The organism is Salmonella sp. 2018103, assembly GCF_026247685.1.
GTDB lineage: Bacteria > Pseudomonadota > Gammaproteobacteria > Enterobacterales > Enterobacteriaceae > Salmonella > Salmonella enterica.
Genome location: NZ_CP111029.1, coordinates 2,892,671 through 2,917,952, shown reverse-complemented (window position 1 = coordinate 2,917,952; position 25,282 = coordinate 2,892,671). Strand labels below are relative to the sequence as shown.

At 53.9% G+C, this 25,282-nt stretch carries 23 protein-coding genes and 1 tRNA gene; 8 read left to right on the top strand and 16 right to left on the bottom strand.

What is annotated here, in order from left to right; translation table 11 throughout:
* Nucleotide 1: 1 nt before the first annotated feature.
* From artI to OLG56_RS14195, 3 genes are all read right to left on the bottom strand, one after another.
* A complete protein-coding gene (gene artI / locus OLG56_RS14205) occupies nucleotides 2-733 on the bottom strand; it encodes an arginine ABC transporter substrate-binding protein ArtI (RefSeq protein WP_000756586.1) in 732 nt (243 codons plus the stop codon).
* Between the two features lie 17 nt (nucleotides 734-750).
* Complete coding sequence (artP, locus tag OLG56_RS14200; protein WP_000027186.1) at nucleotides 751-1,479, bottom strand: arginine ABC transporter ATP-binding protein ArtP; 729 nt, start codon at nucleotides 1,477-1,479, stop codon at nucleotides 751-753.
* Between the two features lie 228 nt (nucleotides 1,480-1,707).
* Entirely contained in the window at nucleotides 1,708-2,223 is a 516-nt protein-coding gene (locus tag OLG56_RS14195) for a lipoprotein (protein ID WP_001270724.1), read from the bottom strand.
* A gap of 127 nt (nucleotides 2,224-2,350) precedes the next feature.
* Between OLG56_RS14195 and OLG56_RS14190 the strand changes: the two genes are divergently transcribed.
* Both OLG56_RS14190 and OLG56_RS14185 read left to right on the top strand, forming a co-directional pair.
* Nucleotides 2,351-2,674, top strand: a complete 324-nt coding sequence (locus OLG56_RS14190; protein ID WP_001160725.1) for a heavy metal-binding domain-containing protein — start codon at nucleotides 2,351-2,353, stop codon at nucleotides 2,672-2,674.
* On the top strand, nucleotides 2,671-3,501 hold the full coding sequence (locus OLG56_RS14185; protein WP_023203679.1) for an N-acetylmuramoyl-L-alanine amidase: 831 nt from the start codon (nucleotides 2,671-2,673) through the stop codon (nucleotides 3,499-3,501). Before OLG56_RS14190 ends, OLG56_RS14185 begins: the two co-directional genes overlap by 4 nt.
* Here OLG56_RS14185 and OLG56_RS14180 read toward each other — a convergent pair.
* From OLG56_RS14180 to OLG56_RS14150, 7 genes are all read right to left on the bottom strand, one after another.
* Nucleotides 3,498-4,511 carry a 3-beta-hydroxysteroid dehydrogenase gene (locus OLG56_RS14180; protein WP_000866907.1) on the bottom strand — a complete coding sequence of 338 codons (1,014 nt, stop codon included), beginning with the start codon at nucleotides 4,509-4,511 and terminating at the stop codon, nucleotides 3,498-3,500. The genes OLG56_RS14185 and OLG56_RS14180 overlap by 4 nt on opposite strands.
* A 95-nt stretch (nucleotides 4,512-4,606) precedes the next feature.
* The gene (locus tag OLG56_RS14175) at nucleotides 4,607-6,040 is read right to left on the bottom strand and encodes an SDR family oxidoreductase (RefSeq protein ID WP_000079007.1); all 1,434 of its coding nucleotides are present in this window, start codon (nucleotides 6,038-6,040) and stop codon (nucleotides 4,607-4,609) included.
* Nucleotides 6,041-6,050: 10 nt separating this feature from the next.
* Complete coding sequence (gene ltaE, locus OLG56_RS14170; RefSeq protein ID WP_061377669.1) at nucleotides 6,051-7,052, bottom strand: low-specificity L-threonine aldolase; 1,002 nt, start codon at nucleotides 7,050-7,052, stop codon at nucleotides 6,051-6,053.
* Between the two features lie 38 nt (nucleotides 7,053-7,090).
* On the bottom strand, nucleotides 7,091-8,809 hold the full coding sequence (gene poxB / locus OLG56_RS14165) for a ubiquinone-dependent pyruvate dehydrogenase (RefSeq protein ID WP_000815321.1): 1,719 nt from the start codon (nucleotides 8,807-8,809) through the stop codon (nucleotides 7,091-7,093).
* A 157-nt stretch (nucleotides 8,810-8,966) separates the two neighbouring features.
* On the bottom strand, nucleotides 8,967-9,935 hold the full coding sequence (hcr, locus tag OLG56_RS14160) for an NADH oxidoreductase (RefSeq protein ID WP_207011597.1): 969 nt from the start codon (nucleotides 9,933-9,935) through the stop codon (nucleotides 8,967-8,969).
* Nucleotides 9,936-9,946: 11 nt separating this feature from the next.
* Nucleotides 9,947-11,599, bottom strand: coding sequence for a hydroxylamine reductase (gene hcp / locus OLG56_RS14155; RefSeq protein WP_000458785.1), 1,653 nt, complete (start codon nucleotides 11,597-11,599; stop codon nucleotides 9,947-9,949).
* 143 nt (nucleotides 11,600-11,742) lie between these two features.
* Nucleotides 11,743-12,642 (bottom strand): LysO family transporter, encoded by a 900-nt coding sequence (locus OLG56_RS14150; protein ID WP_001648559.1) that lies wholly within the window; start codon nucleotides 12,640-12,642, stop codon nucleotides 11,743-11,745.
* A 200-nt stretch (nucleotides 12,643-12,842) separates the two neighbouring features.
* Between OLG56_RS14150 and OLG56_RS14145 the strand changes: the two genes are divergently transcribed.
* Nucleotides 12,843-14,501 carry an ATP-dependent endonuclease gene (locus tag OLG56_RS14145; RefSeq protein ID WP_000599770.1) on the top strand — a complete coding sequence of 553 codons (1,659 nt, stop codon included), beginning with the start codon at nucleotides 12,843-12,845 and terminating at the stop codon, nucleotides 14,499-14,501.
* Here OLG56_RS14145 and OLG56_RS14140 read toward each other — a convergent pair.
* Nucleotides 14,498-15,448 (bottom strand): VirK/YbjX family protein, encoded by a 951-nt coding sequence (locus tag OLG56_RS14140; protein WP_001542594.1) that lies wholly within the window; start codon nucleotides 15,446-15,448, stop codon nucleotides 14,498-14,500. The two genes, OLG56_RS14145 and OLG56_RS14140, sit on opposite strands and share 4 nt — an antisense overlap.
* A 145-nt stretch (nucleotides 15,449-15,593) precedes the next feature.
* Between OLG56_RS14140 and macA the strand changes: the two genes are divergently transcribed.
* The gene (gene macA, locus OLG56_RS14135; protein WP_061377670.1) at nucleotides 15,594-16,712 is read left to right on the top strand and encodes a macrolide transporter subunit MacA; all 1,119 of its coding nucleotides are present in this window, start codon (nucleotides 15,594-15,596) and stop codon (nucleotides 16,710-16,712) included.
* Nucleotides 16,709-18,655: a macrolide ABC transporter ATP-binding protein/permease MacB gene (gene macB / locus OLG56_RS14130; RefSeq protein WP_023232933.1), complete on the top strand. Its 1,947-nt coding sequence runs from the start codon at nucleotides 16,709-16,711 to the stop codon at nucleotides 18,653-18,655. The genes macA and macB overlap by 4 nt, the downstream gene beginning before the upstream one ends.
* A gap of 129 nt (nucleotides 18,656-18,784) precedes the next feature.
* Here the strand turns inward: macB and cspD are convergent, their stop codons facing one another.
* Nucleotides 18,785-19,006, bottom strand: a complete 222-nt coding sequence (cspD, locus tag OLG56_RS14125) for a cold shock-like protein CspD (RefSeq protein WP_000447499.1) — start codon at nucleotides 19,004-19,006, stop codon at nucleotides 18,785-18,787.
* Nucleotides 19,007-19,156: 150 nt separating this feature from the next.
* Here cspD and OLG56_RS14120 point away from each other — a divergent pair, with 150 nt between their 5' ends.
* From OLG56_RS14120 to clpA, 3 genes are all read left to right on the top strand, one after another.
* Nucleotides 19,157-19,234, top strand: coding sequence for a hypothetical protein (locus OLG56_RS14120; RefSeq protein ID WP_212742690.1), 78 nt, complete (start codon nucleotides 19,157-19,159; stop codon nucleotides 19,232-19,234).
* Between the two features lie 95 nt (nucleotides 19,235-19,329).
* Nucleotides 19,330-19,650: an ATP-dependent Clp protease adapter ClpS gene (gene clpS, locus OLG56_RS14115; protein ID WP_000520789.1), complete on the top strand. Its 321-nt coding sequence runs from the start codon at nucleotides 19,330-19,332 to the stop codon at nucleotides 19,648-19,650.
* A gap of 30 nt (nucleotides 19,651-19,680) precedes the next feature.
* Nucleotides 19,681-21,957, top strand: coding sequence for an ATP-dependent Clp protease ATP-binding subunit ClpA (gene clpA, locus OLG56_RS14110; RefSeq protein WP_000934064.1), 2,277 nt, complete (start codon nucleotides 19,681-19,683; stop codon nucleotides 21,955-21,957).
* Between the two features lie 148 nt (nucleotides 21,958-22,105).
* On the opposite strand, the gene OLG56_RS14105 is transcribed toward clpA, so the two are convergent.
* The 4 genes from OLG56_RS14105 to OLG56_RS14090 all read right to left on the bottom strand — a co-directional run bounded on the left by OLG56_RS14105 (nucleotide 22,106) and on the right by OLG56_RS14090 (nucleotide 25,254).
* A protein-coding gene (locus OLG56_RS14105; RefSeq protein ID WP_094742629.1) for an IS3-like element ISSen1 family transposase occupies nucleotides 22,106-23,361 on the bottom strand; the annotation gives its coding sequence in 2 pieces (ribosomal slippage) (nucleotides 22,106-23,010 and nucleotides 23,010-23,361; 1,257 coding nt in all).
* A 99-nt stretch (nucleotides 23,362-23,460) separates the two neighbouring features.
* Nucleotides 23,461-23,548: transfer RNA gene (locus OLG56_RS14100), tRNA-Ser, on the bottom strand.
* A 148-nt stretch (nucleotides 23,549-23,696) separates the two neighbouring features.
* Nucleotides 23,697-24,374 (bottom strand): hydrolase, encoded by a 678-nt coding sequence (locus OLG56_RS14095; protein ID WP_000097893.1) that lies wholly within the window; start codon nucleotides 24,372-24,374, stop codon nucleotides 23,697-23,699.
* 19 nt (nucleotides 24,375-24,393) lie between these two features.
* A complete protein-coding gene (locus OLG56_RS14090) occupies nucleotides 24,394-25,254 on the bottom strand; it encodes a pirin family protein (protein WP_000809969.1) in 861 nt (286 codons plus the stop codon).
* Between the last annotated feature and the right edge of the window lie 28 nt (nucleotides 25,255-25,282).

Below are 25,282 nucleotides of genomic sequence, written 5' to 3'. Positions count from 1 at the left end.
ATTACTTCTGGAACCATTTGTTATAGATGGTCTCGTAAGTCCCATCTTTCTTCACTTTTTCCAGCGCAGTATTGAATTTCTGCTGCAGCTCGGTGTTGCCCTGACGTACCGCGATACCCAGGCCGGTGCCGAAATAATCTTTATCGGTGACTTTATCGCCGACCGGTGCCAGCTTAGGATTGGCTTTCAGCCATTCGGTCACGACCGCCGTGTCGCCGAAAACAGCGTCGATACGGCCATTTTGTAGATCCAGCTTCGCGTTCTGATAGCTGTCATACGGTACGGTGGTGATTTCCGGATGCTTATCCATGATGAATTTCTGGTGCGTCGTACCGTTCTGTACGCCGACTTTCTTGCCTTTCAGTTGATCGACGCTGGTGTATTTGCCCTGCTGACCCACGAACAGCGCGGAGTTGTCGTAATATGGCGTGGTAAACAGCACCTGCTTTTCACGTTCCGGCGTGATATCCATTCCCGCCATTACAGCGTCGAAGCGGCGGAATTTCAGGCTGGGGATCAGGCTGTCGAACGCCTGATTGGTAAAGGTACAGGAGGCGTCGATCTCTTTACATAGCGCGTTGGCCAGGTCGACGTCAAAGCCGACAATCTTGTTATTAGCATCCATCGATTCGAACGGCGGATAGGACGCTTCGGTCGCAAAACGAATGGTCTGGGCTGCTGTAGCGGAAAGGCTAAAGCCTGCAATTAGCGCGGCAATCAGAACTTTTTTCATTGTCATTGTCCCGAATCTTAGTGAGAGAGATAGTTTTTGAACGCTTCGGTCTGAGGGTGGGCAAAGCAACCCGCATCACCGTGCTCGACGATGTGACCATTTTCCATATAAATCACACGACTGGCGGTCTTACGCGCCACTTCGACTTCATGCGTAACGATCACCTGAGTAATGTTCGTTTCCGCCAGCTCATGAATAATGCTGACGATTTGAGCGGTAATTTCCGGGTCCAGCGCGGCGGTCGGTTCATCAAACAGCAGCACCTGCGGCTCCATCATCAGCGCGCGGGCAATCGCGACGCGCTGCTGCTGACCGCCGGAAAGGTGCAACGGATAACGATCGCTATAGGGCTTCAGACGTAAACGCTCCAGCAGCTTTTCTGCGCGCGCCAGCGCCTGATCTTTTGTCAGACCCAGTACGCGGCAGGGCGCTTCAATCAGATTCTGCACAACGGTGAGATGCGGCCAAAGATTATATTGCTGAAAGACCATTCCGACATTTTGACGTAGCTCACGAATCGCCTTATCGGACGGCGTTTTCGTAAAATCAAAATGGTTCCCGGCGATAGTCAGAGTGCCGGAGCGCGGCATCTCAAGCAGATTGAGTACACGCAGCAGCGAACTTTTACCCGCCCCGCTTGGGCCAAGCAACACCAGCGTTTCGCCTTCGGGGCAATCCAGCGTGATATCGAACAGCGCCTGATGCGCGCCGTAAAAGCAATTAATGCCGTTTAATTGAATACTCATTGACACTCGTATACAGGCAGTCTGATAGCTATTGAAGCCGCAGATAGTACCTTTCGCAGAATAGTTATGCAATATTTATGCGTTAAAAGTTAAATATATCCCACATTCTTCCCTAAACATAGCACAAAATAGCAGGAGGAATAGTAGGTAAGAAGAATTGTCGGCATCCCGGGCAGAATGCCAGACAATTTACGGGGTTATGAGTGCAAAAGCGGGGAATACTGTCTGTTAACGGTTTTCTATCGACTGGCGCAGCGTACCGGCAGGGGCATGGACATCTCCGCCCAGATAGCGAACGTCGTCAATCACCCAGCATGAGCCTTCGTGAATCATAAGCACTTCATCCTGCCAGCTTTGATCGCCCTGTTTTAACGCCACCCGCAGAGGAATGTTGCGCGCATCTCGGTTCGGAATGGTTGATGCGCTGGCGACGTTGGCGCTATCCGGCAGCGTAGCGCGGCTGGAGAACAGATCGCCGCTCATCAACTGGCGGTGCTCCGTATCGCGGCTGGCGTCGGTCAACAATTTCGCCAGGTTATCACTCAAGTAGGGGCGAAGCGCGGCGATATCATTGCTGTGGTGTTGAATACGGTAGTCGTAAAATTGTTGAGCCACGCTGTCCGGGCCGCCTTCCACACACGCGCCGATACGCGGGCCATTATCTTTGTAGGCGGGAGTGACGGTCGTACAGGCGCTAAGCAGAAGCGCGCACGGGATGAGCAAAGAGAGTTTAGAATAGCGCATGATGATTTCCTTATAGGCGATCGAGCAAAAACCGATCTACGATAATCAATTATATCCTTTCAATGATAGCGTATCAGCTTGATAATGCGTTTGAGATCGTGTGCTTAGCTAACCTGGGAGATTCACTATGCAGTTTTCAACAACCCCAACGCTGGAAGGACAAAGCATCGTGGAGTATTGCGGTGTGGTAACGGGCGAAGCCATTTTAGGCGCCAATATTTTCCGCGATTTTTTCGCCGGCATTCGGGATATCGTCGGCGGACGTTCCGGCGCGTATGAGAAAGAGCTGCGTAAAGCGCGTGAAATCGCTTTCCAGGAACTTGGCGAGCAGGCTAAAGCGTTGGGCGCCGATGCGGTGGTAGGCATCGATATTGATTACGAAACTGTCGGCAAGGATGGCAGTATGCTGATGGTCAGCGTCAGCGGAACGGCGGTGAAAACGCGCCGATGAGAGCGCTACTGTGGCTGGTGGGTCTCGCGTTGCTGTTAACAGGCTGCGCGAGCGAAAAAGGAATTATCGATAAAGAGGGATATCAGCTTGATACCCGACATCGCGCGCAGGCGGCCTATCCGCGCATTAAAGTCCTGGTGATTCACTATACGGCGGAAAATTTTGACGTTTCGCTGGCGACGTTAACGGGTCGCAACGTCAGTTCGCATTACCTGATTCCCGCAACCCCGCCATTATATGGCGGTAAACCGCGCATCTGGCAACTGGTGCCGGAACAGGATCAGGCCTGGCATGCGGGCGTCAGTTTCTGGCGAGGCGCCACGCGTCTCAATGATACGTCTATTGGCATTGAGCTGGAAAATCGCGGCTGGCGAATGTCCGGCGGGGTGAAATCTTTCGCGCCGTTTGAATCCGCGCAAATTCAGGCATTGATTCCGTTAGCGAAGGATATTATCGCGCGCTATAACATCAAACCGCAGAATGTGGTGGCCCATGCGGATATCGCGCCGCAGCGTAAAGACGATCCCGGCCCGCGCTTCCCGTGGCGCGAGCTGGCGGCGCAGGGGATTGGCGCCTGGCCTGACGCCCAGCGTGTGGCGTTTTATCTGGCTGGACGCGCGCCGTATACGCCAGTCGATACCGCAACGGTGCTTGCGTTACTCTCGCGCTATGGCTATGAAGTCAAAGCCGATATGACGGCGCGCGAGCAGCAGCGGGTGATTATGGCGTTCCAGATGCACTTCCGTCCGGCGCAATGGAACGGTATCGCAGATGCCGAAACGCAGGCGATTGCCGAAGCATTACTGGAGAAGTACGGCCAGGATTAACGCGGTAAATTTCCGTGATCGCGCAGCCAGGCGGCGGTGCGCTCAATGCCTTCGTCCAGCGTGACGATGGGCTGGTAGCCCAGCTCTTCCTGCGCGCGAGTCGTATCGAGCGTAAAATCAAAATTCAGTTTTGACACGCCGTAATGCGTTAGCGGGGGCTCTTTGGCGGATTTTTTGCCGAAGCGCTCCATACTGCGGGCGATCATATCCAGCATCGGGTAAGGCACAGAGCGAATGCGGCAGTCGATAGTCAGTTCATCAATTAACTTTTGTACGATGCTGCGTAAGGTGCGGTTTTCGCCGTTAGTGATGTTATAAGCGCGGCCAGAAGGCAGATGATCGCAGCCCGGCTGGCTGGCCAGCCACATGGCGTGGATCGCATTTTCATAGTAGGTCATATCGACCAGCGCGCTGCCCCCGTGCGGTAATAAGACGCTACCGTAATGGTGCATCATATGCGCCAGACGTGGGATAAATACTTTATCGTGCGGGCCAAACAGGCTTTGCGGACGCAACACCGTAAAACGTGTTTGCGGATTAGCCTGCGCCAGCAGATTAATCACCTCTTCACCGGCGGCTTTACTGCGGGCGAACTCATTGGCAAACCGATGCGGACGGAAATCCTCTTTGATATCACGGTGATGGTGGTAATCAAAATAGAGCGAGGGAGAGGAGATATGAATAAAATTGCGCACGCCCCAGGCGACCGCCCATTCTCCCAGACGGCGGGTGGCGCGAACATTCGCCAGATCGAAAGCTTGTTGGGTTCCCCAGGGCGAGGTAAAGCTGGAGCAGTGCCACAACGTGTCGATCCCGGCGAGCATCACTTTAGCCTGCGAGGAGACCAGTTCGGTTAAATCCGCATGGACGAATTCCGCGCCCATTTTTTCAAGCAGCTTGCCCATCGCTTCATTGCGACCCGTCGCTCTGACGCTGATGCCTTTATTGCGCAAAAATTCAACCGCGTTTCGACCTAAGCCGCTGGTGGCGCCGGTAACCAGTACCTTCATATCAATCCACTGTGTTTAATAAACCGTCGTGCGCATTCTTCCGTGAATTACGTCGGTATGCAATGGGAAACACGAAAGAATACAGCAACTTTTTCTCATTTTTCTGTGATTTGTTCTGCAAGTCGGGCAATACGCCTTGCCATTCCCCGGAAAATAAACAGGTGCGCCGGGATCATCAGTAGCCAGTAAATCAGGCCCGGCATTCCGTGTGGATGCCACCAGGCGCGCACGTCAATTTCGCGGTAGCGACCTTTATCGTGCAGCGTGAAGCTAAGCCGCCCCAGACCCGGCGCTTTCATACCAAACAAGAGCGTGAGCTGTTTTTCTGGCTCGACAATGATCACTTTCCAGCTATCTACCGTATCGCCAGGCTTGAGCAAGGTATGCGACGGGCGGCCTTTCGCCAGTTTATGCCCCACCAGACGGTCCATCGCGGCGCGCGTCTGCCACAAAATATTGCCGAAAAAATAGCCCTCTTTGCCACCCAGCCGATTTACGACCTGCCATAGCGCCGATAGGCTGGCCGGGGTCTGCGCGGTAAAGCCCGCCTGCTTTGGAAAATAGCCGTATTCGGGACGCCAGCGGGCGAAGGCCAGCGCGTCGTAGCCCCAGTCGCTGGAGTTCACCAGTTTTTCTTCTTCTTTCAGCGTGCGGCGAACGGCGTCATCAAAGGTGATAAGCGTTTGGGGGATCAACTTTTTTAACGCGGCGTCATCGGCCAGCAAATCGTGCCTTAACCCCTGGATTAAGGCTTTTGCGGTAGTCGGCGGCACGGAGGTAATGACGTTTAAAAACCAGACCGAAATCCAGCGGGTCGGAAAAGGAACCGGGATTAGCGGACGCCGTTTACCGCTGACGGCCATAAAACGTTCAAACTGCTGCTGATAGCTTAATACCTGCGGCCCGGCGGCTTCCAGAATACGATGCTCGCGCGCAGGGTGGTCCAGCAAGCCGACCAGGTAGTAGAGTAAATTTTCCAGAGCGATGGGCGTGGTGCGCGAACGCACCCAGCGCGGCGGCGTGAGTATTGGCAGGTTGTAAACCATGTCACGCATGACTTCGAAGGCGGCGGAGCCTGCGCCGACGATGATCCCGGCGCGTAATTCCGTCACCGGCACGCCTGCGTCGCGCAGCGTGTCAGCCGTAAGCTGGCGGGCGCGCAGGTGATCGGATTGCTCATGCGCCGGCGCCTGCAATGAACTGAGGAAAATAAGTTGCTTAACCGGCGTCTGGCGCAGCGCGTCGCGCACGTTGAGCGCCGCCTGACGCTCATGGGCGATAAAATCGCCGCCTTCGCCCATGCCGTGTACCAGATAGTAAACGGTATCAATGTCGCGAAGCAGTGCGGGTAAATTTTCCGGCCAGTGCAGATCGACCTTATGACAACTGACGTTGGCGAGGCGCTGTTTTTCCAGACGTTCGACGCGCCGCGCCGCCGCCCGCACCTGATGCCCTTGCTGACTTAGCGCAAAGACCAGGTGCTGGCCAATATAGCCGCTGGCGCCGAGAACCAGAATGCGTTGCGCCACGTTGCTCTCCTTAGCGGGCTAAAAAGGCGCGCCAGTGGGCGACGACGTCGGCAAGCTGTTCGCGAGAGACATCCAGATGCGTCACCAGACGCACAATCGGCGCGGCGTTAATCAGGATATTCCGTTCCCGTAAATAGTCGCCAAGCGCGGCGGCCTGTGCTTCGCCAACGCGAACAAACAGCATATTCGTTTCGTGGCGCATGACCTCCGCGCCCGCTTCCCGAAGCTGCTGCGCCAGCCAGGCGGCGTTATCATGGTCCTCTTGCAGACGCGCCACGTTATGCTTCAGCGCATACAGTCCGGCCGCTGCCAGAATCCCGGCCTGACGCATTCCGCCGCCGACCATTTTACGCCAGCGCGTCGCGCGTTTAATGTAGTCGCGGTTACCTACCAGCAGCGAACCGACCGGCGTTCCGAGACCTTTTGACAGGCAGATGGTAAAAGAGTCGCAATACTGCGTAATCTCTTTTAACTCACAGCCGTAGGCAACCACCGCGTTAAAAATTCGGGCGCCGTCAACGTGCAGCGCCAGTCCACGTTCGCTGGTAAATGTCCAGGCGTCTTTCAGATACGCGCGCGGCAGCACTTTCCCGTTATGCGTATTTTCCAGACTGAGCAAGCGCGTGCGCGCGAAGTGGATGTCATCCGCTTTAATCTTCGCCGCCACGTTCTCCAGCGGCAGCGTACCGTCCGCGGCGGCGTCGATAGGCTGCGGCTGAATGCTACCGAGCACCGCAGCGCCGCCAGCTTCATAGAGATAATTATGCGCACCCTGACCAACGATATACTCTTCGCCGCGTTCACAATGGCTAAGCAGCGCGACCAGATTGGCCTGGGTGCCGGTGGGTAAAAAAAGCGCCGCTTCTTTACCGGAAAGGTCGGCGGCGTAGCGCTGAAGGGCGTTAACGGTAGGGTCATCGCCGTATACGTCGTCCCCGACCGGGGCGGTCATCATCGCCTCGAGCATGGCGCGGCCCGGTCGGGTAACGGTATCACTGCGTAAATCAATCATGGCACATCCCTGGATTTTAAAAGGTGATGTGCACTGTTTTACCTTAGCCAGTTCGTTTTCGCCAGTTCGATCACTTCATCGCCGCGGCCGCTAATAATGGCGCGTAGCATGTACAGGCTAAAGCCTTTCGCTTGTTCCAGTTTGATCTGCGGCGGGATCGCCAGCTCTTCTTTTGCCACGACCACGTCAACCAGTACCGGGCCGTCAATGGAAAACGCGCGCTGTAGCGCTCCGTCCACGTCTGCGGCTTTTTCCACACGAATACCGGTAATGCCGCAGGCTTCGGCGATACGCGCGAAATTGGTGTCGTGCAGTTCGGTACCGTCGGTAAGGTAGCCGCCGGCTTTCATTTCCATCGCCACAAAGCCCAGCACGCTGTTATTAAAGACGACGATTTTTATCGGCAGCTTCATCTGTACCACCGAGAGAAAATCGCCCATCAGCATACTGAAGCCGCCATCACCGCACATCGCGATAACCTGACGATCAGGCGCGGTGGCCTGAGCGCCGAGCGCCTGCGGCATGGCGTTGGCCATTGACCCGTGGTTAAACGAGCCCAGCAGGCGGCGCTTGCCGTTCATTTTTAGATAGCGGGCCGCCCAGACGGTCGGCGTGCCGACATCGCAGGTAAAAATAGCGTCGTCAGCGGCGAAATGGCTAATTTGTTGCGCCAGATATTGCGGATGGATGGCTTTGTCGCTGAGTTTGGCTAAGTCATCAAGTCCCTTACGGGCGTCCCGATAGTGCTCCAGAGCTTTATCGAGGAATTTACGATTGTTTTTTTCTTCCACCAGCGGCAGCAGGGCGCGAAGCGTGGCTTTAATATCGCCCACCAGCGCCATGTCGACTTTGCTGTGCGCGCCAATACTGCCCGGGTTGATGTCAATCTGAATGATTTTGGCATCGCTCGGATAAAAGGCGCGGTAGGGGAACTGGGTGCCGAGCAGGATCAGCGTATCGGCGTTCATCATGGTGTGGAAGCCAGAAGAGAAGCCAATCAGGCCGGTCATTCCCACATCATAAGGGTTATCGTACTCAACGTGCTCTTTGCCGCGCAGGGCATGAACGATTGGCGCTTTTAGTTTTGCCGCCAACGCGACCAACTCCTCATGCGCGCCCGCGCAGCCGCTACCGCACATCAATGCGATATTGCTGGAGTAGCGCAGCAGTTGCGCCAGTTTTTTTAGCTCTTCCTCCGCCGGCGTGACGACGGGGTGCGGGGCATGGTACCAATGAGTGACGGCGTTTTCAGGCGCAGGTTTCAGCGCCACGTCACCCGGAAGTACGACCACAGAGACGCCGCGGTTTAGCACCGCTTTGCGCATGGCGATGGCGAGTACCTGCGGGATCTGCTCCGGGCTGGAAACCAACTCGCAATAGTGGCTGCATTCACGGAACAACTCCTGCGGGTGGGTCTCCTGGAAATAACCGCTACCGATTTCACTGGACGGAATATGGGCGGCGATCGCCAGAACAGGGACGTGGTTACGGTGGCAATCAAACAGGCCATTGATCAGGTGCAGGTTGCCCGGTCCACATGAACCGGCGCACACTGCCAGCTCGCCGGTAAGCTGCGCTTGTGCGCCGGCGGCGAAAGCGGCGACCTCTTCGTGGCGGGTTGGCATCCATTCAATGGTTCCCATACGATTAAGACTATCGCTCAGGCCGTTCAGGGAATCGCCAGTGACGCCCCAGATTCGTTTTACGCCAGCCTGTTCCAGCGTTTTGGCGATGAAAGCAGCAACGGTTTGTTTCATGGTTCTCCATCTCCTTAAATGTGATAACGGTTACAAGTTTAGTTGAAGATGACGATGACGTTTTTCTTTGGCGAAGAGAGGGGCGAAAGGATGAAGCGAGTGGTAAATCGCCCGGTAGCGCTAACGCTTACCGGGCCTACGATGGAACGTTTACCGATTATGCGAGAACAAGATCGCCCTGAGGATGGCAGGAGCAGGCCAGTACGTAACCTTTGGCAATCTCCGCCTCGCTCAGCGTCATGGTGCTGCTCACCGTATAGTCGCCGGAAACGACTTTGGTTTTACAGCAGCCGCAAACACCTGCCCGACAGGCAGCGGCAACCGGTACTTTATTACTCTCCAGCGCCTCCAACAGCGTTGTACCGATCGGGGCATAAAATTCCTGCGCTGGCTGTAGTTTGGTGAATTTCAGGCCGCTGGTTGCCGTTTCCGCCACCGGCGTGAAGAACTTCTCTTTAAAGAAGCGCGTTACGCCAAGCGCTTTCACGCCCTGTTCGACGAAATCCATATAGGGCGCCGGGCCGCAGGTCATGATGGTGCGCGATGCCAAATCCGGTACGCGCTGTAACAATTCCGTGGTCAGACGGCCCGCGACAAAACCTTCCGTGGCATGATTTTCCGCCACTAGCGTGACCGGATACTGTTGCCACTCGTCGGCAAAAATCACATCATCCGGCGAACGGACGTTAAAGATGACCTGCACATCGGCCTGCGGGCGGTATTTCGCCAGCCAGCGACGCATCGACATGATTGGCGTTACGCCACAACCGGCGGCGAGCAGCAGAAACTTATCTTCTGTTTTATCGTCACAGGTAAAATCGCCCATTGCATCAGACAGCCAGATGTAATCGCCGCGCTTGATGTCATGGGTCAACCACTGTGAACCCGTGCCATCTTCAATCCGACGAACGGTCAGCGTGATATATTCACTGACGCCCGGCGTAGACGAAAGGGTGTAGGCGCGCAGCGTTTCCGCTGAATTACGCACGCTCACCAGCGCATACTGCCCGGCGCGGTAAGGGTAGTAGTCATGGCATAATAGCGCAATTGTCCATACATCCGGCGTCTCCTGACGGATGTGATGCACCTGCATTCGCCAGGGACATTGTGAGGTTGGCATCGTCATCATTGACCTCCTTACGCGCTCAGCAATTGCTTCATGTCTTCTTCAACGGTGGTCACGGAACGCAGACCGAACTTCTCGTTGAGGATAGCCAGCAGATCCGGCGTGAAGAAGCCCGGCGCGGTCGGCCCGGTGACAATATTTTTTACGCCTAATGACAGCAGCGTCAGCAGAATCACGATCGCTTTCTGCTCAAACCAGGAGAGCACCAGCGATAGCGGCAGATCGTTGACGCCGCAGCCCAGTTTTTCCGCCAGCGTCACCGCCAGGATAATCGCGGAGTAAGCATCGTTACACTGACCGGCATCGACCAGACGCGGCAGCCCTTCGATGTCGCCGAACTCCAGTTTGTTGAAACGGTATTTACCGCACGCCAGAGTCAGAATCAGGCAGTCATCCGGTACGCTGGTGGCGAAATCGGTAAAGTAGTTACGCTCGCCGCGCGCGCCGTCACAGCCGCCGACCAGGAAGATGTGGCGCAGTTTTTCACGGCTGACCAGATCGATGAGCGTATCGGCAGCGCCGAGCAGGGTCTGACGGCCAAAACCGACGGTGATGAGATGCGGAATTTCGCTATACGGGAAGCCCGCCATTTGCTGCGCCTGGGCAATGACTGGCCCGAAGTCATCGCCTTCAAGATGGCTAACGCCCGGCCAGCCGACGATGCTACGGGTCCAGATACGGTCGTCATAGCTGCCCACGGTCGGGTCGATAATGCAGTTAGAAGTCATCACGATTGGGCCAGGGAAGCGGGCGAACTCGACCTGCTGATTCTGCCAGCCGCTGCCGTAATTACCGACCAGATGCTTGAATTTACGCAGTTCCGGATAGCCATGTGCGGGCAGCATTTCACCGTGAGTGTAGACGTTAACACCGGTGCCTTCGGTCTGCTCCAGCAGGTTGTAGAGATCTTTCAGATCGTGACCGGAGATCAGAATGCACTTGCCTTCAGTCGCTTTGACGTTGACCTGAGTCGGCGTTGGGTGGCCGTATTTGGTGGTTTCACCGGCATCCAGAATGCTCATCACTTTAAAGTTCATCTGGCCGATTTCCATTGCGCACTCCAGCAGCGCGTTCATATCAGCAGGCCAGGTGCCGAGCCAGGCCATGATTTTGTGGTACTGGGCGTAAATGTCGTTATCGTATTGACCGAGAACGTGCGCGTGCTCCATATACGCCGCCGCGCCTTTCAGACCGTACAGGCACAGCAGACGCAGGCCGAGGATGTTCTCGCCAATGGCGGCTTTGTCTTTATTCGGGGTAAATTCCGCCGCCTGACGTTGCAGTTCGCCCAGATCGTCGCTAACCAGTTGCAGATCGGCCATCGGATTGTCGCAATGCGCATTGGCATCCACGCTCAGGCACTGCGCTTTCAACGCTTCACGCAAGGCAATCGCTTCACGGGCGTAGCCGACGATACGCGGAGAGTCGAAGTTAACATTGGTCAGCGTGGAGAAAAACGCGCGCGGCGCAAAGTTATCAACGTCGTGATTAATGATGCCATATTCACGGGCCTTCACCGCCCAGGCAGACAAACCTTGCAAAGCCGCAATCAGCAGATCCTGCAGATCGGACGTTTCAGCTGTTTTACCGCACATTCCCTGCGCGTAGGAGCAGCCGTTTCCGGCTGGTGTACGGATGGTTTGTTCACATTGCACACAAAACATGGTCACACCTTTTAAAGTTATATTTAATATACATGTTTAAGGTTATGCCTGTGAACAAAGGGATAAAAGGGATTTCTGCCATAATGTGCAAGGAGATTGATTTAGCGCAATTTTGGCGGCAGATGCCTACCGCCAAAGAGGTATCAGGCCGAGAAGAACGCCATTAAGAGGGGGACCAGCAGGCTGAGGATAAAGCCATGTACGATAGCCGCCGGAACAATCTCTACGCCGCCGGAGCGCTGTAATACCGGCAACGTAAAGTCCATTGAGGTCGCTCCGCACAGGCCCAACGCCGTTGAACGGCTGCGGCGAATCAGACCGGGAATAAGCATAATGGCTAAGAGTTCGCGGGCCAGATCGTTAAAAAATGCCGCGCTGCCGATAACCGGTCCAAACGACTCCGTCAGCAAAATACCGGAAAGAGAGTACCAGCCGAAACCTGACGCCATCGCCAGGGCGGTTTTTAGCGGTAAGTCCAGGATAAACGCATTAATCACGCCGCCCAGTAATGAGCTTGCCACGACAACGACCGCGACCATCATTCCCCGGCGGTTAAGCACAATTTGCTTTAAGGTCATGCCGCTATTTCGTAGCTGAATCCCCACCAGGAACAATAAAAAGATCAGCGTATATTCACTGGCTTCGGTGGCGTGCTGTAAAACAGAGAGTCCGCTCAGGCCGATAACAAACCCCAATACCACTACGCCGCACAGTTGCAGCGACTCCAGCGCCATGGCAATACGCGAAGGCAGTTTTTCCTGCTGATGATGGTGACGCCACGGGAGGATACGTTCCAGCCACAGTAAGGCAGCGATATTACACAATAAAATAATCGTAATACTGACGGCGGAATAATGAAAAATCGCCACCAGATTACTGGCGAGGTTATCCAAAAACGCCAGGCTTATTCCCATAAAAAAGAGAATAAGATACACGATCCAGCTCAGTAGCCGGTTAATAAGTTGTAATGCGGCTTTATGTCGCAGTGGAATGAGATAGCCCACAATCAGTGGAACCAGAATGATTAAAAGTCCTGAAAACATGAACAGCCGGGCCCTTTTTTATTGTTTGAATAGCGTACATGACACTACCGAATTCCAGACTATCAGTAAAGCGACACCGTCAGCCGTACATTTATCATACAGTTGCCTCAGGCAAAGGAGGGAATATCACGCCAGGCGGAAGCATTTGCCGTTATACTGCGGTGAGTTTAATGGAGTGGTGACGCTTTTCTGGAGGAAGCATGATTCTCGAACGCGTTGAAATAGTGGGATTTCGCGGTATCAACCGACTGTCGTTGATGCTGGAACAAAACAACGTGCTGATTGGGGAAAACGCCTGGGGCAAATCCAGCCTGCTGGATGCGCTGACTCTGTTATTGTCGCCGGAACTCGATCTCTACCATTTTGTCCGTGAGGATTTCTGGTTTCCGCCTGGCGACATAAAAGGACGCGAGCATCACCTGCATATTATTCTGACTTTTCGCGAAACGCAGCCAGGGCGGCATCGGGTACGTCGTTATCGAGCGCTGGAAGCATGCTGGTCGCCTTGCGAGGATGATTTTCACCGTATTTTTTATCGGCTAGAGGGAGAGTGCGGCGCTGATGGCAGCGTGATGACGCTACGCAGTTTTCTTAATAGCGATGGGCAGCCATTGCCGGTGGAAAATATTAACGATCAGGTGCGCCACCTGGTTCGTCTGATGCCAGTGCTACGTTTGCGCGATGCGCGCTTTATGCGACGTATTCGCAACGGTACGGTGCCCAATGTGCCGGATGTTGAAGTCACGGCCCGACAGCTGGATTTTCTGGCGCGTGAGCTGGCGACCCGGCCGCAAAATTTAACCGACGGGCAGATTCGTCAGGGACTGTCCGCGATGGTGCAACTGCTTGAACACTATTTCTCAGAGCAGGGCGCAGGACAGGCGCGTCACCGACTCATGCGCCGGCGTTCGCAAAATGAGCAGCGTAGCTGGCGCTATCTGGATATTATTAATCGGATGATCGACAAACCGGGCAGCCGGTCGCATCGGGTGATCCTGCTGGGGCTTTTCTCCACGCTGTTACAGGCGAAAGGGACGCTGCGGTTACATAAAGACGCGCGACCATTACTTCTGGTGGAAGATCCGGAAACCCGTTTACATCCCATTATGCTTTCAGTCGCCTGGCAATTGCTCAATCTGTTACCGCTACAGCGGATAGCGACGACTAACTCAGGCGAATTGCTCTCGCTAACGCCGGTGGAGCATGTCGTACGGCTGGTGCGCGAATCTTCCCGCGTCGCCGCCTGGCGTTTGGGCCCGGGCGGGTTAAGCGCGGAAGATGGACGGCGCATCGCCTTTCATATCCGCTTTAATCGCGCGTCGTCGCTGTTTGCGCGTTGCTGGCTACTGGTGGAAGGCGAGACGGAAACCTGGGTTATTAATGAGCTGGCGCGTCAGTGTGGACATCATTTTGATGCGGAGGGCATTAAAGTCATTGAGTTTGCTCAGTCCGGTCTGAAACCGCTGGTGAAGTTCGCCCGCCGTATGGGAATCGAGTGGCATGTCCTGGTGGATGGCGACGAAGCGGGGAAAAAATATGCCGCGACGGTCCGCAGCCTGCTTAATAACGATCGGGAAGAAGAACGCGAACATCTCACGGCGCTGCCTGCGCTGGATATGGAACATTTTATGTATCGTCAGGGCTTTGCCGATGTTTTTCACCGGGTTGCGCAGCTTCCGCCTAATGTACCGATGAATACCCGGAAAATTATCACTAAAGCTATCCACCGCTCGTCAAAGCCGGATTTGGCGATTGAAGTCGCGATGGAAGCCGGGCGGCGGGGAATTGACGCCGTGCCGCCGCTGTTCAGAAAGATGTTCTCGCGCGTGGTTTGGCTGGCGCGGGGCCGGGCGGATTAGCGTTTGAATGTGGCCGGAACCTGTTCGACAACGCTATCGAGTAAAGCATAGCGGCGGCGATACTCGGCCCGTTTTTTACTGGCGATCTCCGCTTCGCTTTTTCGGGCGATCGCCAGCGGTAGCGCATAGTAATTTCCTTTAATTCTTTCACCGCCTAACGATTCCCAAAACGCGTCATAGTCGGCATGCATTTGCGTCTTTTTATCCATGTATCGCCAGCTACGGTAAACGTGCGCATCGTTACTCACGGCTATAATCTGCTCCGCCTGAAAGACTTGCGCAAACTGACAGAGAGCCTCCATCACGATGCGTTTGGGAAAAAGACCATGGCAGGCTTTGGTCGCCTGCTGGATAATTTCGTGAGGAACGTCGTTTGCCGCGCCCTGTAATCCGCCGATAAATAGTGTGCGTTGTTGGTTAAAGCGACACAGGGTAAATGTGATCTCTGCCAGAATACGTAACTGTGCGTCGCGAACAACAATAGTGCTTTCACCTTCTTTATCCAGTGAGACCAGACTGACTAAATCAAGTTGAAACAACTCGCCGGTTTTAGTTTCAAATTTAGCAAGATTCAGGCCATACTGACTTAAATAGCTAACCTGTTGTTCCCGCGATAAAAGTTGGCGCATCTGTTGATAATGAAAACACAGCGCATCTAAGGCGAAATCGCGTTTAATATTTACAGCCATATAAGGACGATGTAGCCGAATAGGCAAACGCGGCTGACGAGCAAGTAACGTATTTAACTCCGGCCATTGGGTGAGATTGGTCAGTAATTGGCTGGTCGCACGCGGCATGACTAATGAGCGGATTAAAAACTTGCGACGAAAGCTGGCTTTACGCCAGAATTTTCCTGGCTGTAATTGCCCGCGCGTCAGACGAATAAATAATTGTAAAGGAGAGATGTGATCTGAAGTGTACCAGGTATTATCTGTAAGCTGTGTCATGATCGTAATCCGCGACATAAGATTGTCGAGATTGAACCACAGGAAACATTAACCAATCGTCAATACAGCCGACGCTATCTTTATTGTGTCAGGTTTGTTTAGATACGGTTTACTTTCTGGTTAAAATTTTGCCGTCAGGGTTTCTATGCGTGCTAAGGGAAAGAAATTTAAAAAGCGTTATCTGGTCATTATTTTAATTCTTTTAGTGGGGGGGATGGTTAGCTGGCGAATGATAAATGCGCCGCTGCCAACTTATCAGACATTAATCGTGCGGCCAGGCGATCTTGAACAGAGTGTACTGGCGACTGGAAAACTGGACGCGTTGCGTAAAGTGGATGTCGGCGCGCAGGTGAGCGGCCAGTTGAAAACGCTGCTGGTCTCCATTGGAGATAACGTTAAAAAAGATCAGCTACTCGGCGTGATTGACCCAGATCAGGCGGAGAACCAGATAAAAGAGGTCGAGGCCACCCTGATGGAGCTGAACGCGGAGCGTCAGCAGGCAGCCGCTGAGTTAAAGCTGGCGCGGGTTACGCTGGCGCGCCAGCAGCAGTTAGCTAAGACTCAGGCGGTATCGCAACAGGATCTGGATACCGCGGCGACGGAGATGGCGGTTAAACAGGCGCGTATTGGCACCATAGATGCCCAGATCAAACGTAATCGGGCCTCGTTGGACACCGCGAAAACCAACCTGGAATATACCCGTATTGTTGCCCCCATGGCGGGGGAAGTGACGCAAATCACTACCCTGCAAGGACAAACGGTGATTGCAGCTCAGCAGGCGCCCAATATTCTGACGCTGGCGGATATGAGCACCATGCTGGTAAAAGCGCAGGTCTCGGAAGCGGACGTGATCCATCTTCGGGCGGGGCAGAAAGCATGGTTCACCATTGCAGGCGATCCGCAAACGCGCTATGAAGGCGTTTTAAAAGATATTCTGCCGACGCCGGAAAAGGTCAACGACGCTATTTTTTATTACGCCCGGTTTGAAGTGCCGAATCCCAAAAGAATCTTGCGTCTTGATATGACCGCACAGGTTTATATTCAACTCATGGATGTCAAAAATGTGCTGATTATTCCTCTCGCCGCGCTTGGCGAACCGGTGGGCGGCAATCGTTATAAAGTGGCGCTGTTGCGTAACGGCGAAAAACGTGAGCGCGAAGTGGTCATTGGCGAGCGTAACGATACAGACGTGGAAGTGGTTAAAGGTCTGGAAGCGGGCGATGAGGTGATCATCGGCGAGAGCAGGCCAGGAGCGACGCCATGACGGCATTGCTTGAACTGCGCAATGTGAGTCGCAGCTACCCCTCCGGAGAAGAGCAGGTGGCGGTGTTGAAAGATATCTCCCTGCAAATCCACGCCGGGGAGATGGTGGCGATCGTCGGCGTTTCCGGTTCTGGAAAATCAACGCTGATGAATATCCTCGGGTGCCTGGATAAACCGACCAGCGGCACTTATCGGGTGGCGGGGCGGGACGTCTCTACGCTGGACCCGGACGCGCTGGCGCAGCTGCGGCGTGAGCATTTTGGCTTTATCTTTCAGCGATACCATCTGTTGTCGCATTTAACGGCAGCGCAAAATGTTGAAATCCCCGCCGTCTACGCCGGCATTGAACGCAAAAAACGCCAGGCGCGCGCCAGAGAGTTGCTTTTGCGGCTGGGATTAAGCGATCGCGTCGATTACCCACCTTCACAGCTTTCTGGCGGACAGCAGCAGCGTGTCAGCATTGCCCGCGCGCTGATGAACGGCGGACAGGTGATTCTGGCGGATGAGCCGACCGGCGCGCTGGATAGCCATTCCGGCGAAGAGGTGATGGCGATTTTGCGCCAACTGCGCGATCGCGGACATACGGTGATCATTGTGACGCACGATCCGCTGATTGCCGCCCAGGCGGAGCGGATTATTGAAATTCACGATGGCAAGATTGTCCATAATCCGCCCGCGCAGGAAAAGAAACGCGAACAGGGCGTTGACGTTGCCGTAGTTAATACGGCTCCCGGCTGGCGGCAATTTGCCAGCAGCTTTCGCGAAGCGCTGTCGATGGCGTGGTTAGCGATGGCCGCTAACAAAATGCGTACTTTACTGACCATGCTGGGAATTATTATCGGTATTGCGTCGGTGGTGTCGATTGTGGTGGTCGGCGACGCCGCAAAACAGATGGTACTGGCGGATATCCGCGCTATGGGCACTAACACGATTGATATTCATCCAGGCAAAGATTTTGGCGACGACAACCCGCAGTATCGACAGGCGCTGAAATATGACGATTTGGTGGCTATTCAGAAACAGCCGTGGGTTAACTCTGCGACGCCCAGTGTTTCAAAGAGCCTACGTCTTCGCTATGGCAATATTGATATTGCCGTAAATGCTAATGGCGTCAGTGGCGATTATTTTAACGTTTACGGCATGTCTTTTAGGGAGGGGAACACCTTCAATGCTGTACAGCAACAGGATCGCGCGCAGGTGGTGGTGCTGGATGCCAACACGCGACGCCAGCTATTTCCAAATAAAGCGAATGTCGTAGGGGAAGTGGTGCTGGTGGGTAATATGCCGGTTATTGTTATTGGCGTGGCGGAAGAGAAACCGTCCATGTACGGCAATAGCAATCTGTTGCAAGTTTGGTTGCCCTATAGCACGATGTCAGATCGCATAATGGGTCAGTCATGGCTTAACTCGATCACCGTTCGTGTGAAAGATGGCGTTGATAGCGATCAGGCTGAACAGCAGCTTACCCGCCTGCTCACCTTACGCCACGGTAAAAAAGACTTCTTTACCTGGAATATGGACAGCGTCCTGAAAACGGCTGAAAAAACCACCTATACTCTTCAGTTATTTCTGACGCTGGTGGCCGTCATTTCGCTGGTTGTCGGCGGCATCGGCGTTATGAATATTATGCTGGTTTCCGTCACCGAGCGAACGCGTGAAATCGGCATCCGTATGGCGGTAGGCGCGCGCGCCAGCGATGTGCTACAGCAGTTTCTTATTGAAGCGGTGCTGGTTTGCCTGGTTGGGGGAGCGCTGGGGATTAGCTTGTCGATGTTCATCGCATTTATGCTACAGCTTTTCCTGCCCGGCTGGGAGATCGGTTTTTCACTGACTGCGCTGGCGAGCGCGTTTTTATGTTCGACGTTTACTGGGATACTGTTTGGTTGGCTACCGGCGAGAAACGCGGCGCGACTGGACCCGGTGGATGCGCTGGCAAGGGAGTAATCTTGCTGACGTCATTTGTCGGCCTGATAAGATGTAACAGTGTCGCTATCAGGAACTGGCGTTAAATAAAAATGCCAGCCGATCGGGCTGGCATTTTGCCTCCTGGATGTACACAATGAGACAGAGGAGCTATGCAACGGCCTCTGCTTCGATGGGCACGATGACGCTGGCGTGATTGCCTTTTGGCCCCTGGTGTACATCAAACCGGACAGACTGTCCGGCTTTAAGCGTTCTGTAACCATCCATTTGAATGGTGGAATAATGGGCGAAAATATCCTCGCCGCCGCCTTCAGGGCAGATGAAACCAAACCCTTTGGCATTATTGAACCACTTTACAGTACCCGTTTCCATGCTTCGACATCCTTCGTAAATCTTATATAAGTAAGATGGAATGAACCGGTGACGGAGTGGGGGCTGTTCAAAACCTCACCAACTCTCGACATTACAATTTAGAGAAATCAGGCGAGGCGTCAAGCATCAGGCAGGGGGGATCGGGTAAAAATGAATCAAAAATTTGAAGCAGTTAACGCTATTGCCGGGAATGTGACAGATGTCGCGGATGGTACTGATAGATGTTAGTTATCTATCAATTGAGGTAGATTGATTGTGTGCATAGACTCTGGTCAGCGGCAGATTTTCCTGCCGACAACCGTAACCGATAATGACGACTGACGATGGGTAAGACGAACGATTGGCTGGATTTTGACCAGCTGGTGGAAGATAGCGTGCGCGACGCGCTAAAACCGCCATCTATGTATAAAGTGATATTAGTCAATGATGATTACACTCCGATGGAGTTTGTTATTGACGTGTTACAAAAATTCTTTTCTTATGATGTAGAACGTGCAACGCAATTGATGCTTGCGGTTCACTATCAAGGCAAAGCCATCTGCGGCGTGTTCACCGCCGAGGTGGCGGAAACCAAAGTGGCGATGGTGAACAAGTATGCAAGGGAGAACGAGCATCCGTTGCTGTGTACGCTGGAAAAAGCCTGAATGCAGGTATAAAAATTGGGGGAGGTGCCTATGCTCAATCAAGAACTGGAACTCAGTTTAAACATGGCTTTCGCCAGAGCGCGCGAGCACCGTCATGAGTTTATGACCGTCGAGCATCTGTTGCTGGCGCTGCTCAGCAACCCATCGGCTCGCGAAGCGCTGGAAGCATGCTCCGTGGATCTGGTGGCGCTCCGTCAGGAACTCGAAGCCTTCATTGAACAAACCACACCCGTACTGCCTGCCAGTGAAGAAGAGCGTGATACGCAGCCGACGTTAAGTTTCCAGCGTGTCCTGCAACGTGCCGTCTTCCACGTTCAGTCTTCCGGGCGTAGTGAAGTGACTGGCGCGAATGTGCTGGTGGCTATCTTTAGCGAACAGGAATCACAGGCGGCTTATCTGCTGCGTAAGCATGAAGTGAGCCGTCTGGATATCGTGAACTTTATTTCTCACGGGACGCGAAAAGACGAACCGAGCCAATCTTCCGATCTCGGCAATCAGCCAACTGGCGACGAACAAGCTGGTGGGGAGGAACGTATGGAAAACTTCACGACGAATCTTAACCAACTTGCTCGTGTGGGCGGCATCGATCCGCTGATTGGTCGTGAAAAAGAACTGGAACGCGCGATCCAGGTCTTGTGTCGTCGCCGTAAAAATAACCCGCTGCTGGTGGGGGAATCCGGCGTTGGCAAAACGGCGATTGCCGAAGGGCTGGCCTGGCGTATCGTGCAGGGCGATGTGCCGGAAGTGATGGCCGATTGCACCATTTACTCGCTGGATATCGGTTCGCTGCTGGCGGGCACCAAATACCGCGGCGATTTTGAAAAACGGTTTAAGGCGTTGCTGAAACAGCTTGAGCAGGATACCAACAGCATCCTGTTTATCGATGAAATCCATACCATTATCGGCGCTGGCGCGGCGTCGGGCGGACAGGTGGATGCGGCAAATCTGATTAAACCGCTGCTTTCCAGCGGCAAGATCCGAGTGATCGGCTCAACGACCTATCAGGAATTCAGCAATATTTTTGAGAAAGACCGCGCATTAGCACGCCGTTTCCAGAAAATTGATATTACCGAGCCTTCGGTAGAAGAGACGGTGCAAATTATCAACGGCTTGAAACCTAAGTACGAAGCGCACCACGACGTGCGTTATACCGCGAAAGCGGTGCGTGCGGCGGTCGAGCTGGCGGTAAAATATATCAATGACCGCCATCTGCCGGACAAAGCCATTGACGTGATTGACGAAGCGGGCGCTCGGGCGCGTCTGATGCCAGTGAGCAAACGTAAGAAAACGGTCAACGTGGCGGATATTGAGTCCGTAGTGGCGCGAATTGCGCGAATTCCTGAAAAGAGCGTCTCGCAGAGCGATCGCGATACGCTGAAGAACCTGGGCGATCGTCTGAAAATGCTGGTCTTCGGCCAGGATAACGCGATTGAGGCGCTGACCGAAGCTATTAAGATGAGTCGTGCGGGTCTGGGCCATGAGCATAAACCTGTCGGCTCATTCTTGTTCGCCGGGCCAACTGGCGTAGGGAAAACTGAAGTTACGGTACAGCTTTCAAAAGCGTTGGGTATTGAGCTGTTGCGCTTCGATATGTCCGAATATATGGAGCGTCATACGGTGAGCCGTTTGATCGGCGCGCCTCCGGGATACGTCGGTTTCGACCAGGGTGGGCTGCTGACGGATGCGGTGATTAAGCATCCTCATGCGGTGCTGTTGCTGGATGAGATCGAAAAAGCGCACCCGGATGTCTTTAACCTGCTGCTGCAGGTGATGGATAACGGTACGCTGACCGATAACAACGGCCGTAAGGCGGATTTCCGCAACGTGGTGCTGGTGATGACCACCAACGCCGGCGTGCGAGAAACCGAACGTAAATCTATTGGTCTTATTCATCAGGACAACAGTACCGATGCGATGGGCGAGATCAAGAAAGTGTTTACGCCGGAGTTCCGTAACCGTCTCGACAACATTATTTGGTTCGATCATCTGTCTGGCGAGGTGATTCATCAGGTTGTCGATAAGTTTATCGTCGAGTTGCAAGCTCAGTTGGATCAGAAAGGCGTCTCCCTGGAAGTCAGTCAGGAAGCGCGCGACTGGCTGGCGGAAAAGGGCTATGACCGGGCGATGGGCGCACGACCGATGGCGCGTGTGATTCAGGATAACCTGAAAAAACCGCTGGCCAATGAGTTGCTGTTTGGATCGCTGGTTGACGGCGGACAGGTCACCGTCGCGCTGGATAAAGAGAAAAATGCGTTGACGTATGGCTTCCAGAGTGCGCAAAAGCACAAGCCGGAAGCCGCGCATTAATCTTCGTTTCACTGCCGTACAAACCGGGCCTTAGCGCCCGGTTTTTTTATGCCGGCTAATAGTTAGCCTGATGGTGTTGTGCTCGCGGTAGGCGGACAAGGCGCTTGTAAATTGCGTCATCATCCGGTAATCGACGGGGGTTTAATGACTAGTCCTGATATAGGTTGACAGTTTTTTGTCTGTAAAACGCCTGATGAACATCATCGGGCGTTTTGTATTTCAGGGCCAGGTGTGGCCGTTCATGGTTATAAATTGCCACGGACTCTTTTACTATTTCCCGCGCTTGCGCCAGGTCTGCAGGACGCGAGAGTAAAAACTCATTTTTCAGTATCCCGTTTATTCTCTCAGCCAGCGCATTCTGGTAGCAGTCGTAACCATCGGTCATTGAACAGGTTATTCCGTTTCGCTCATGAACTGACTGATAAAGTACCGAACAGTATTGCAGTCCTCTGTCAGAGTGATGTACCAGCGGACCTGTCGTTTTTCTCCGTCTCAGAGCCTGCCTGAATGCCTTTACCACATTTTCTGTCTGCAGGTTTTCCCCGACATGGTAACCCACGATTTTTCTGGAGCAGGCATCGGTGACCAGACTCAGATAGGCCGTGCCGCTGCGTAGTGGAAGGTAAGTAATATCGGCGACCCAGACCTGCTCTGGCTCAAGGGCGGTAACCTGTTCAGGGCCGGGTTTCAGCAGATTAGGATGCCGGTAAAAGCGATGATGGCTGTTGGTGGTTTTGTGATATGCCCGTTTCACGGGTACCAGGAGCCGGTATTCACCCAGCAGATTAAACAGACGGTCCCGTCCGATATTCAGCGTTTTATCGGCCTGCATGTTCAGCATATAGTGCAGTTTACGCGTACCGATTCGCGGCTGACGGCACCGGGTACGGGCAACAAAATCAAGAACCTGAGCATGATGCTCCTGCCGTTTATTACATCTTGTATTGTACTGGTACCACGCCTGTCTGCTGTGCCCCAGGAACTGACATGCACGCGTAACTGTTATTTTGGGGGCCTGACTTTGCGTGAGGACTTGCCGGGCCGCTTTTTTACAACACTTACCCCGTAATCATTTTTCAGGACGTTGATAACGGACTCAAAAAACTCAGCTTTCTGGTTTGCCAGCTCAAGCTGCTCTTCAAGTTCCCTGATTCTTTGCTCGGGTGTCAGCGGGATAGTTGTCTGAGCCACAGGCAGTTTCCTCTTCACCAGGTCAGGAAGTCCGGGTCTCCAGTCAAGCCGGCCATATTTACGCAGCCAGACAAGTACGGTGGAGCGCCCCTGAATGCCATATCGCTGCTGGGCCTGTTTATAGGTCATCTCGCCTTTTTCGACCTGCTCAACGACGGCTATTTTAAAGGATAGAGGATAATCGCGTTGGGTGCGTTTGAACTCAGTCATCATCACGTTCTCCGGATTTAAGTCTGGAACGTGTCAACGCTATTCAGGACGGGTCAATGTGAAAAAAAAGCCCGTACTTTCGTACGAACTCTTTCTTAAATATGGCGGTGAGGGGGGGATTCGAACCCCCGATACGTTGCCGTATACACACTTTCCAGGCGTGCTCCTTCAGCCACTCGGACACCTCACCAAATTGTATTGCTGCCTGACCACTTGGGGGGCAACGGGGCGCTACTATAGGGAGTTGCGCTAAAACGGTCAAGCAGAATTTACATATTCACTGTCGTTTGCTCATGCAATAGACATAATCCCCGCCCAAACTGGCGCGGGGAGGCAAATTAACGCTGTGAATCCAACATTTCGTTGTTTTTCACCACATCCTGCGCTTTGCTGTAGCTTTCGATCAGCAGTTGATAGGCCGGGAATACCTGAGTATAAACGTCGGCCCAGGCGGCGGCGTCTTCACGGTTCCAGGTGCCTTGCAGCTCAGAGGCGACCGCGGCAGTATCCATTGGTACGACGCCAGCCTGTACGATACGCGCCAGGGTGATCTCCTGCGCCATCTTACTGTAGGTGCCGGATGCGTCGATCACGGCAAATACCTTATAACCTTCCGCTACCGCGCTAATGGCCGGGAATGCCATGCACACGCTGGTAATCGTCCCGGCAATGATCAGCGTCTTACGACCCGTCGCTTTTACCGCCTTAACGAAATCTTCGTTATCCCAGGCGTTAATTTCACCTTTGCGCGCAATATACTGCGCATGTGGCGCATTAGCGTGGATCTCCGGGATCAGCGGGCCGTTCGGACCTTGCGGTACGGATGCCGTGGTAATGACCGGCATTTTCGCTAACGTCGCCATCTTCGCCAACGCCGCGGCGCGAGCGCGTAATTCCGGCATTGGCATATCGCCTACGGTCTGGAAAAGACCGCTTTGATGATCGATTAAAAGCATCACGGAATCGTTAACATCAATTACCGGGCGCAAACCATTAAAATTAGCAGGACTTGACATCGTGTTCTCCTTCATGTTTTCAGATTTGGCCAAAACGGCCGGAGTTGAAATCGCGGACTGCTTCTGCGATCTCTTGTTTCGTGTTCATAACAAATGGGCCGTAACCCACAATCGGTTCATTCAGCGGCTCGCCTGATAACAGCAATACGCTGGCGTCGCTGCTGGCCTCAAGGTGCAGCGTTTTCCCTTGCTGGCTCAATACCACCAGTTGCGCTTCGTTGACCGGCGTCGTGCCGTTCACCGTGATATTGCCTTTCAGTACCACCAGCGCGGTGCTCCATCCTTCCGGCTGTGCCAATGTAAGCTGGCGATTGCGTTGCAGGCGCATATCCCAGACATTGAGCGGCGAGAAAGTGTGCGCTGGGCCTTTTGTCTCTTCATAACGCCCTGCGATGACCCGCACGACTCCGGCGTCATCCGGCAACGTAACGGTCGGGATAACATCGTGGGTAATGCTTTGATAACCCGGGGTGGTCATTTTGTCCTTCATGGGAAGGTTAACCCACAACTGCACCATTTCCAGTTCGCCGCCCCGACGGGTAAACGCGTCGGAGTGGAACTCTTCATGCAAAATGCCTGCGCCTGCGGTCATCCACTGAACGTCGCCCGGGCCGATAACGCCGCCGCGACCGGTAGAGTCCCGGTGCTCGACTTCGCCACTATAAACAATCGTCACGGTCTCGAAACCGCGGTGTGGATGCTCTCCAACGCCGCGTTTTTCATTACCCGGCGTAAATGTGTGCGGCCCGGCATAATCCAGCAGCAGGAATGGACTCAACTGCTGCGCATGTGACTGATAAGAAAAGAGTGAACGAACCGGAAATCCATCGCCAACCCAGTGCGGGCGAGGTGCGGTATAGACGCCTGTAATCTGTTTCATGGTGTTCTCCTCAGTGGCGTTGTCTTGA

What these genes read in the sequence shown, in the direction of transcription:
- OLG56_RS14095 (WP_000097893.1), bottom strand. Translation starts at nt 24,374, where the DNA reads ATGTCAAGTCCTGCTAATTTTAATGGTTTGCGCCCGGTAATTGATGTT.
- poxB (WP_000815321.1), bottom strand. Translation starts at nt 8,809, where the DNA reads ATGAAACAAACCGTTGCTGCTTTCATCGCCAAAACGCTGGAACAGGCT.
- cspD (WP_000447499.1), bottom strand. Translation starts at nt 19,006, where the DNA reads ATGGAAACGGGTACTGTAAAGTGGTTCAATAATGCCAAAGGGTTTGGT.
- artI (WP_000756586.1), bottom strand. Translation starts at nt 733, where the DNA reads ATGAAAAAAGTTCTGATTGCCGCGCTAATTGCAGGCTTTAGCCTTTCC.
- artP (WP_000027186.1), bottom strand. Translation starts at nt 1,479, where the DNA reads ATGAGTATTCAATTAAACGGCATTAATTGCTTTTACGGCGCGCATCAG.
- OLG56_RS14090 (WP_000809969.1), bottom strand. Translation starts at nt 25,254, where the DNA reads ATGAAACAGATTACAGGCGTCTATACCGCACCTCGCCCGCACTGGGTT.
- macA (WP_061377670.1), top strand. Translation starts at nt 15,594, where the DNA reads ATGCGTGCTAAGGGAAAGAAATTTAAAAAGCGTTATCTGGTCATTATT.
- ltaE (WP_061377669.1), bottom strand. Translation starts at nt 7,052, where the DNA reads ATGATTGATTTACGCAGTGATACCGTTACCCGACCGGGCCGCGCCATG.
- clpA (WP_000934064.1), top strand. Translation starts at nt 19,681, where the DNA reads ATGCTCAATCAAGAACTGGAACTCAGTTTAAACATGGCTTTCGCCAGA.
- OLG56_RS14140 (WP_001542594.1), bottom strand. Translation starts at nt 15,448, where the DNA reads ATGACACAGCTTACAGATAATACCTGGTACACTTCAGATCACATCTCT.
- OLG56_RS14190 (WP_001160725.1), top strand. Translation starts at nt 2,351, where the DNA reads ATGCAGTTTTCAACAACCCCAACGCTGGAAGGACAAAGCATCGTGGAG.
- OLG56_RS14185 (WP_023203679.1), top strand. Translation starts at nt 2,671, where the DNA reads ATGAGAGCGCTACTGTGGCTGGTGGGTCTCGCGTTGCTGTTAACAGGC.
- hcr (WP_207011597.1), bottom strand. Translation starts at nt 9,935, where the DNA reads ATGACGATGCCAACCTCACAATGTCCCTGGCGAATGCAGGTGCATCAC.
- OLG56_RS14180 (WP_000866907.1), bottom strand. Translation starts at nt 4,511, where the DNA reads ATGAAGGTACTGGTTACCGGCGCCACCAGCGGCTTAGGTCGAAACGCG.
- OLG56_RS14150 (WP_001648559.1), bottom strand. Translation starts at nt 12,642, where the DNA reads ATGTTTTCAGGACTTTTAATCATTCTGGTTCCACTGATTGTGGGCTAT.
- hcp (WP_000458785.1), bottom strand. Translation starts at nt 11,599, where the DNA reads ATGTTTTGTGTGCAATGTGAACAAACCATCCGTACACCAGCCGGAAAC.
- OLG56_RS14195 (WP_001270724.1), bottom strand. Translation starts at nt 2,223, where the DNA reads ATGCGCTATTCTAAACTCTCTTTGCTCATCCCGTGCGCGCTTCTGCTT.
- clpS (WP_000520789.1), top strand. Translation starts at nt 19,330, where the DNA reads ATGGGTAAGACGAACGATTGGCTGGATTTTGACCAGCTGGTGGAAGAT.
- OLG56_RS14145 (WP_000599770.1), top strand. Translation starts at nt 12,843, where the DNA reads ATGATTCTCGAACGCGTTGAAATAGTGGGATTTCGCGGTATCAACCGA.
- OLG56_RS14120 (WP_212742690.1), top strand. Translation starts at nt 19,157, where the DNA reads ATGAATCAAAAATTTGAAGCAGTTAACGCTATTGCCGGGAATGTGACA.
- macB (WP_023232933.1), top strand. Translation starts at nt 16,709, where the DNA reads ATGACGGCATTGCTTGAACTGCGCAATGTGAGTCGCAGCTACCCCTCC.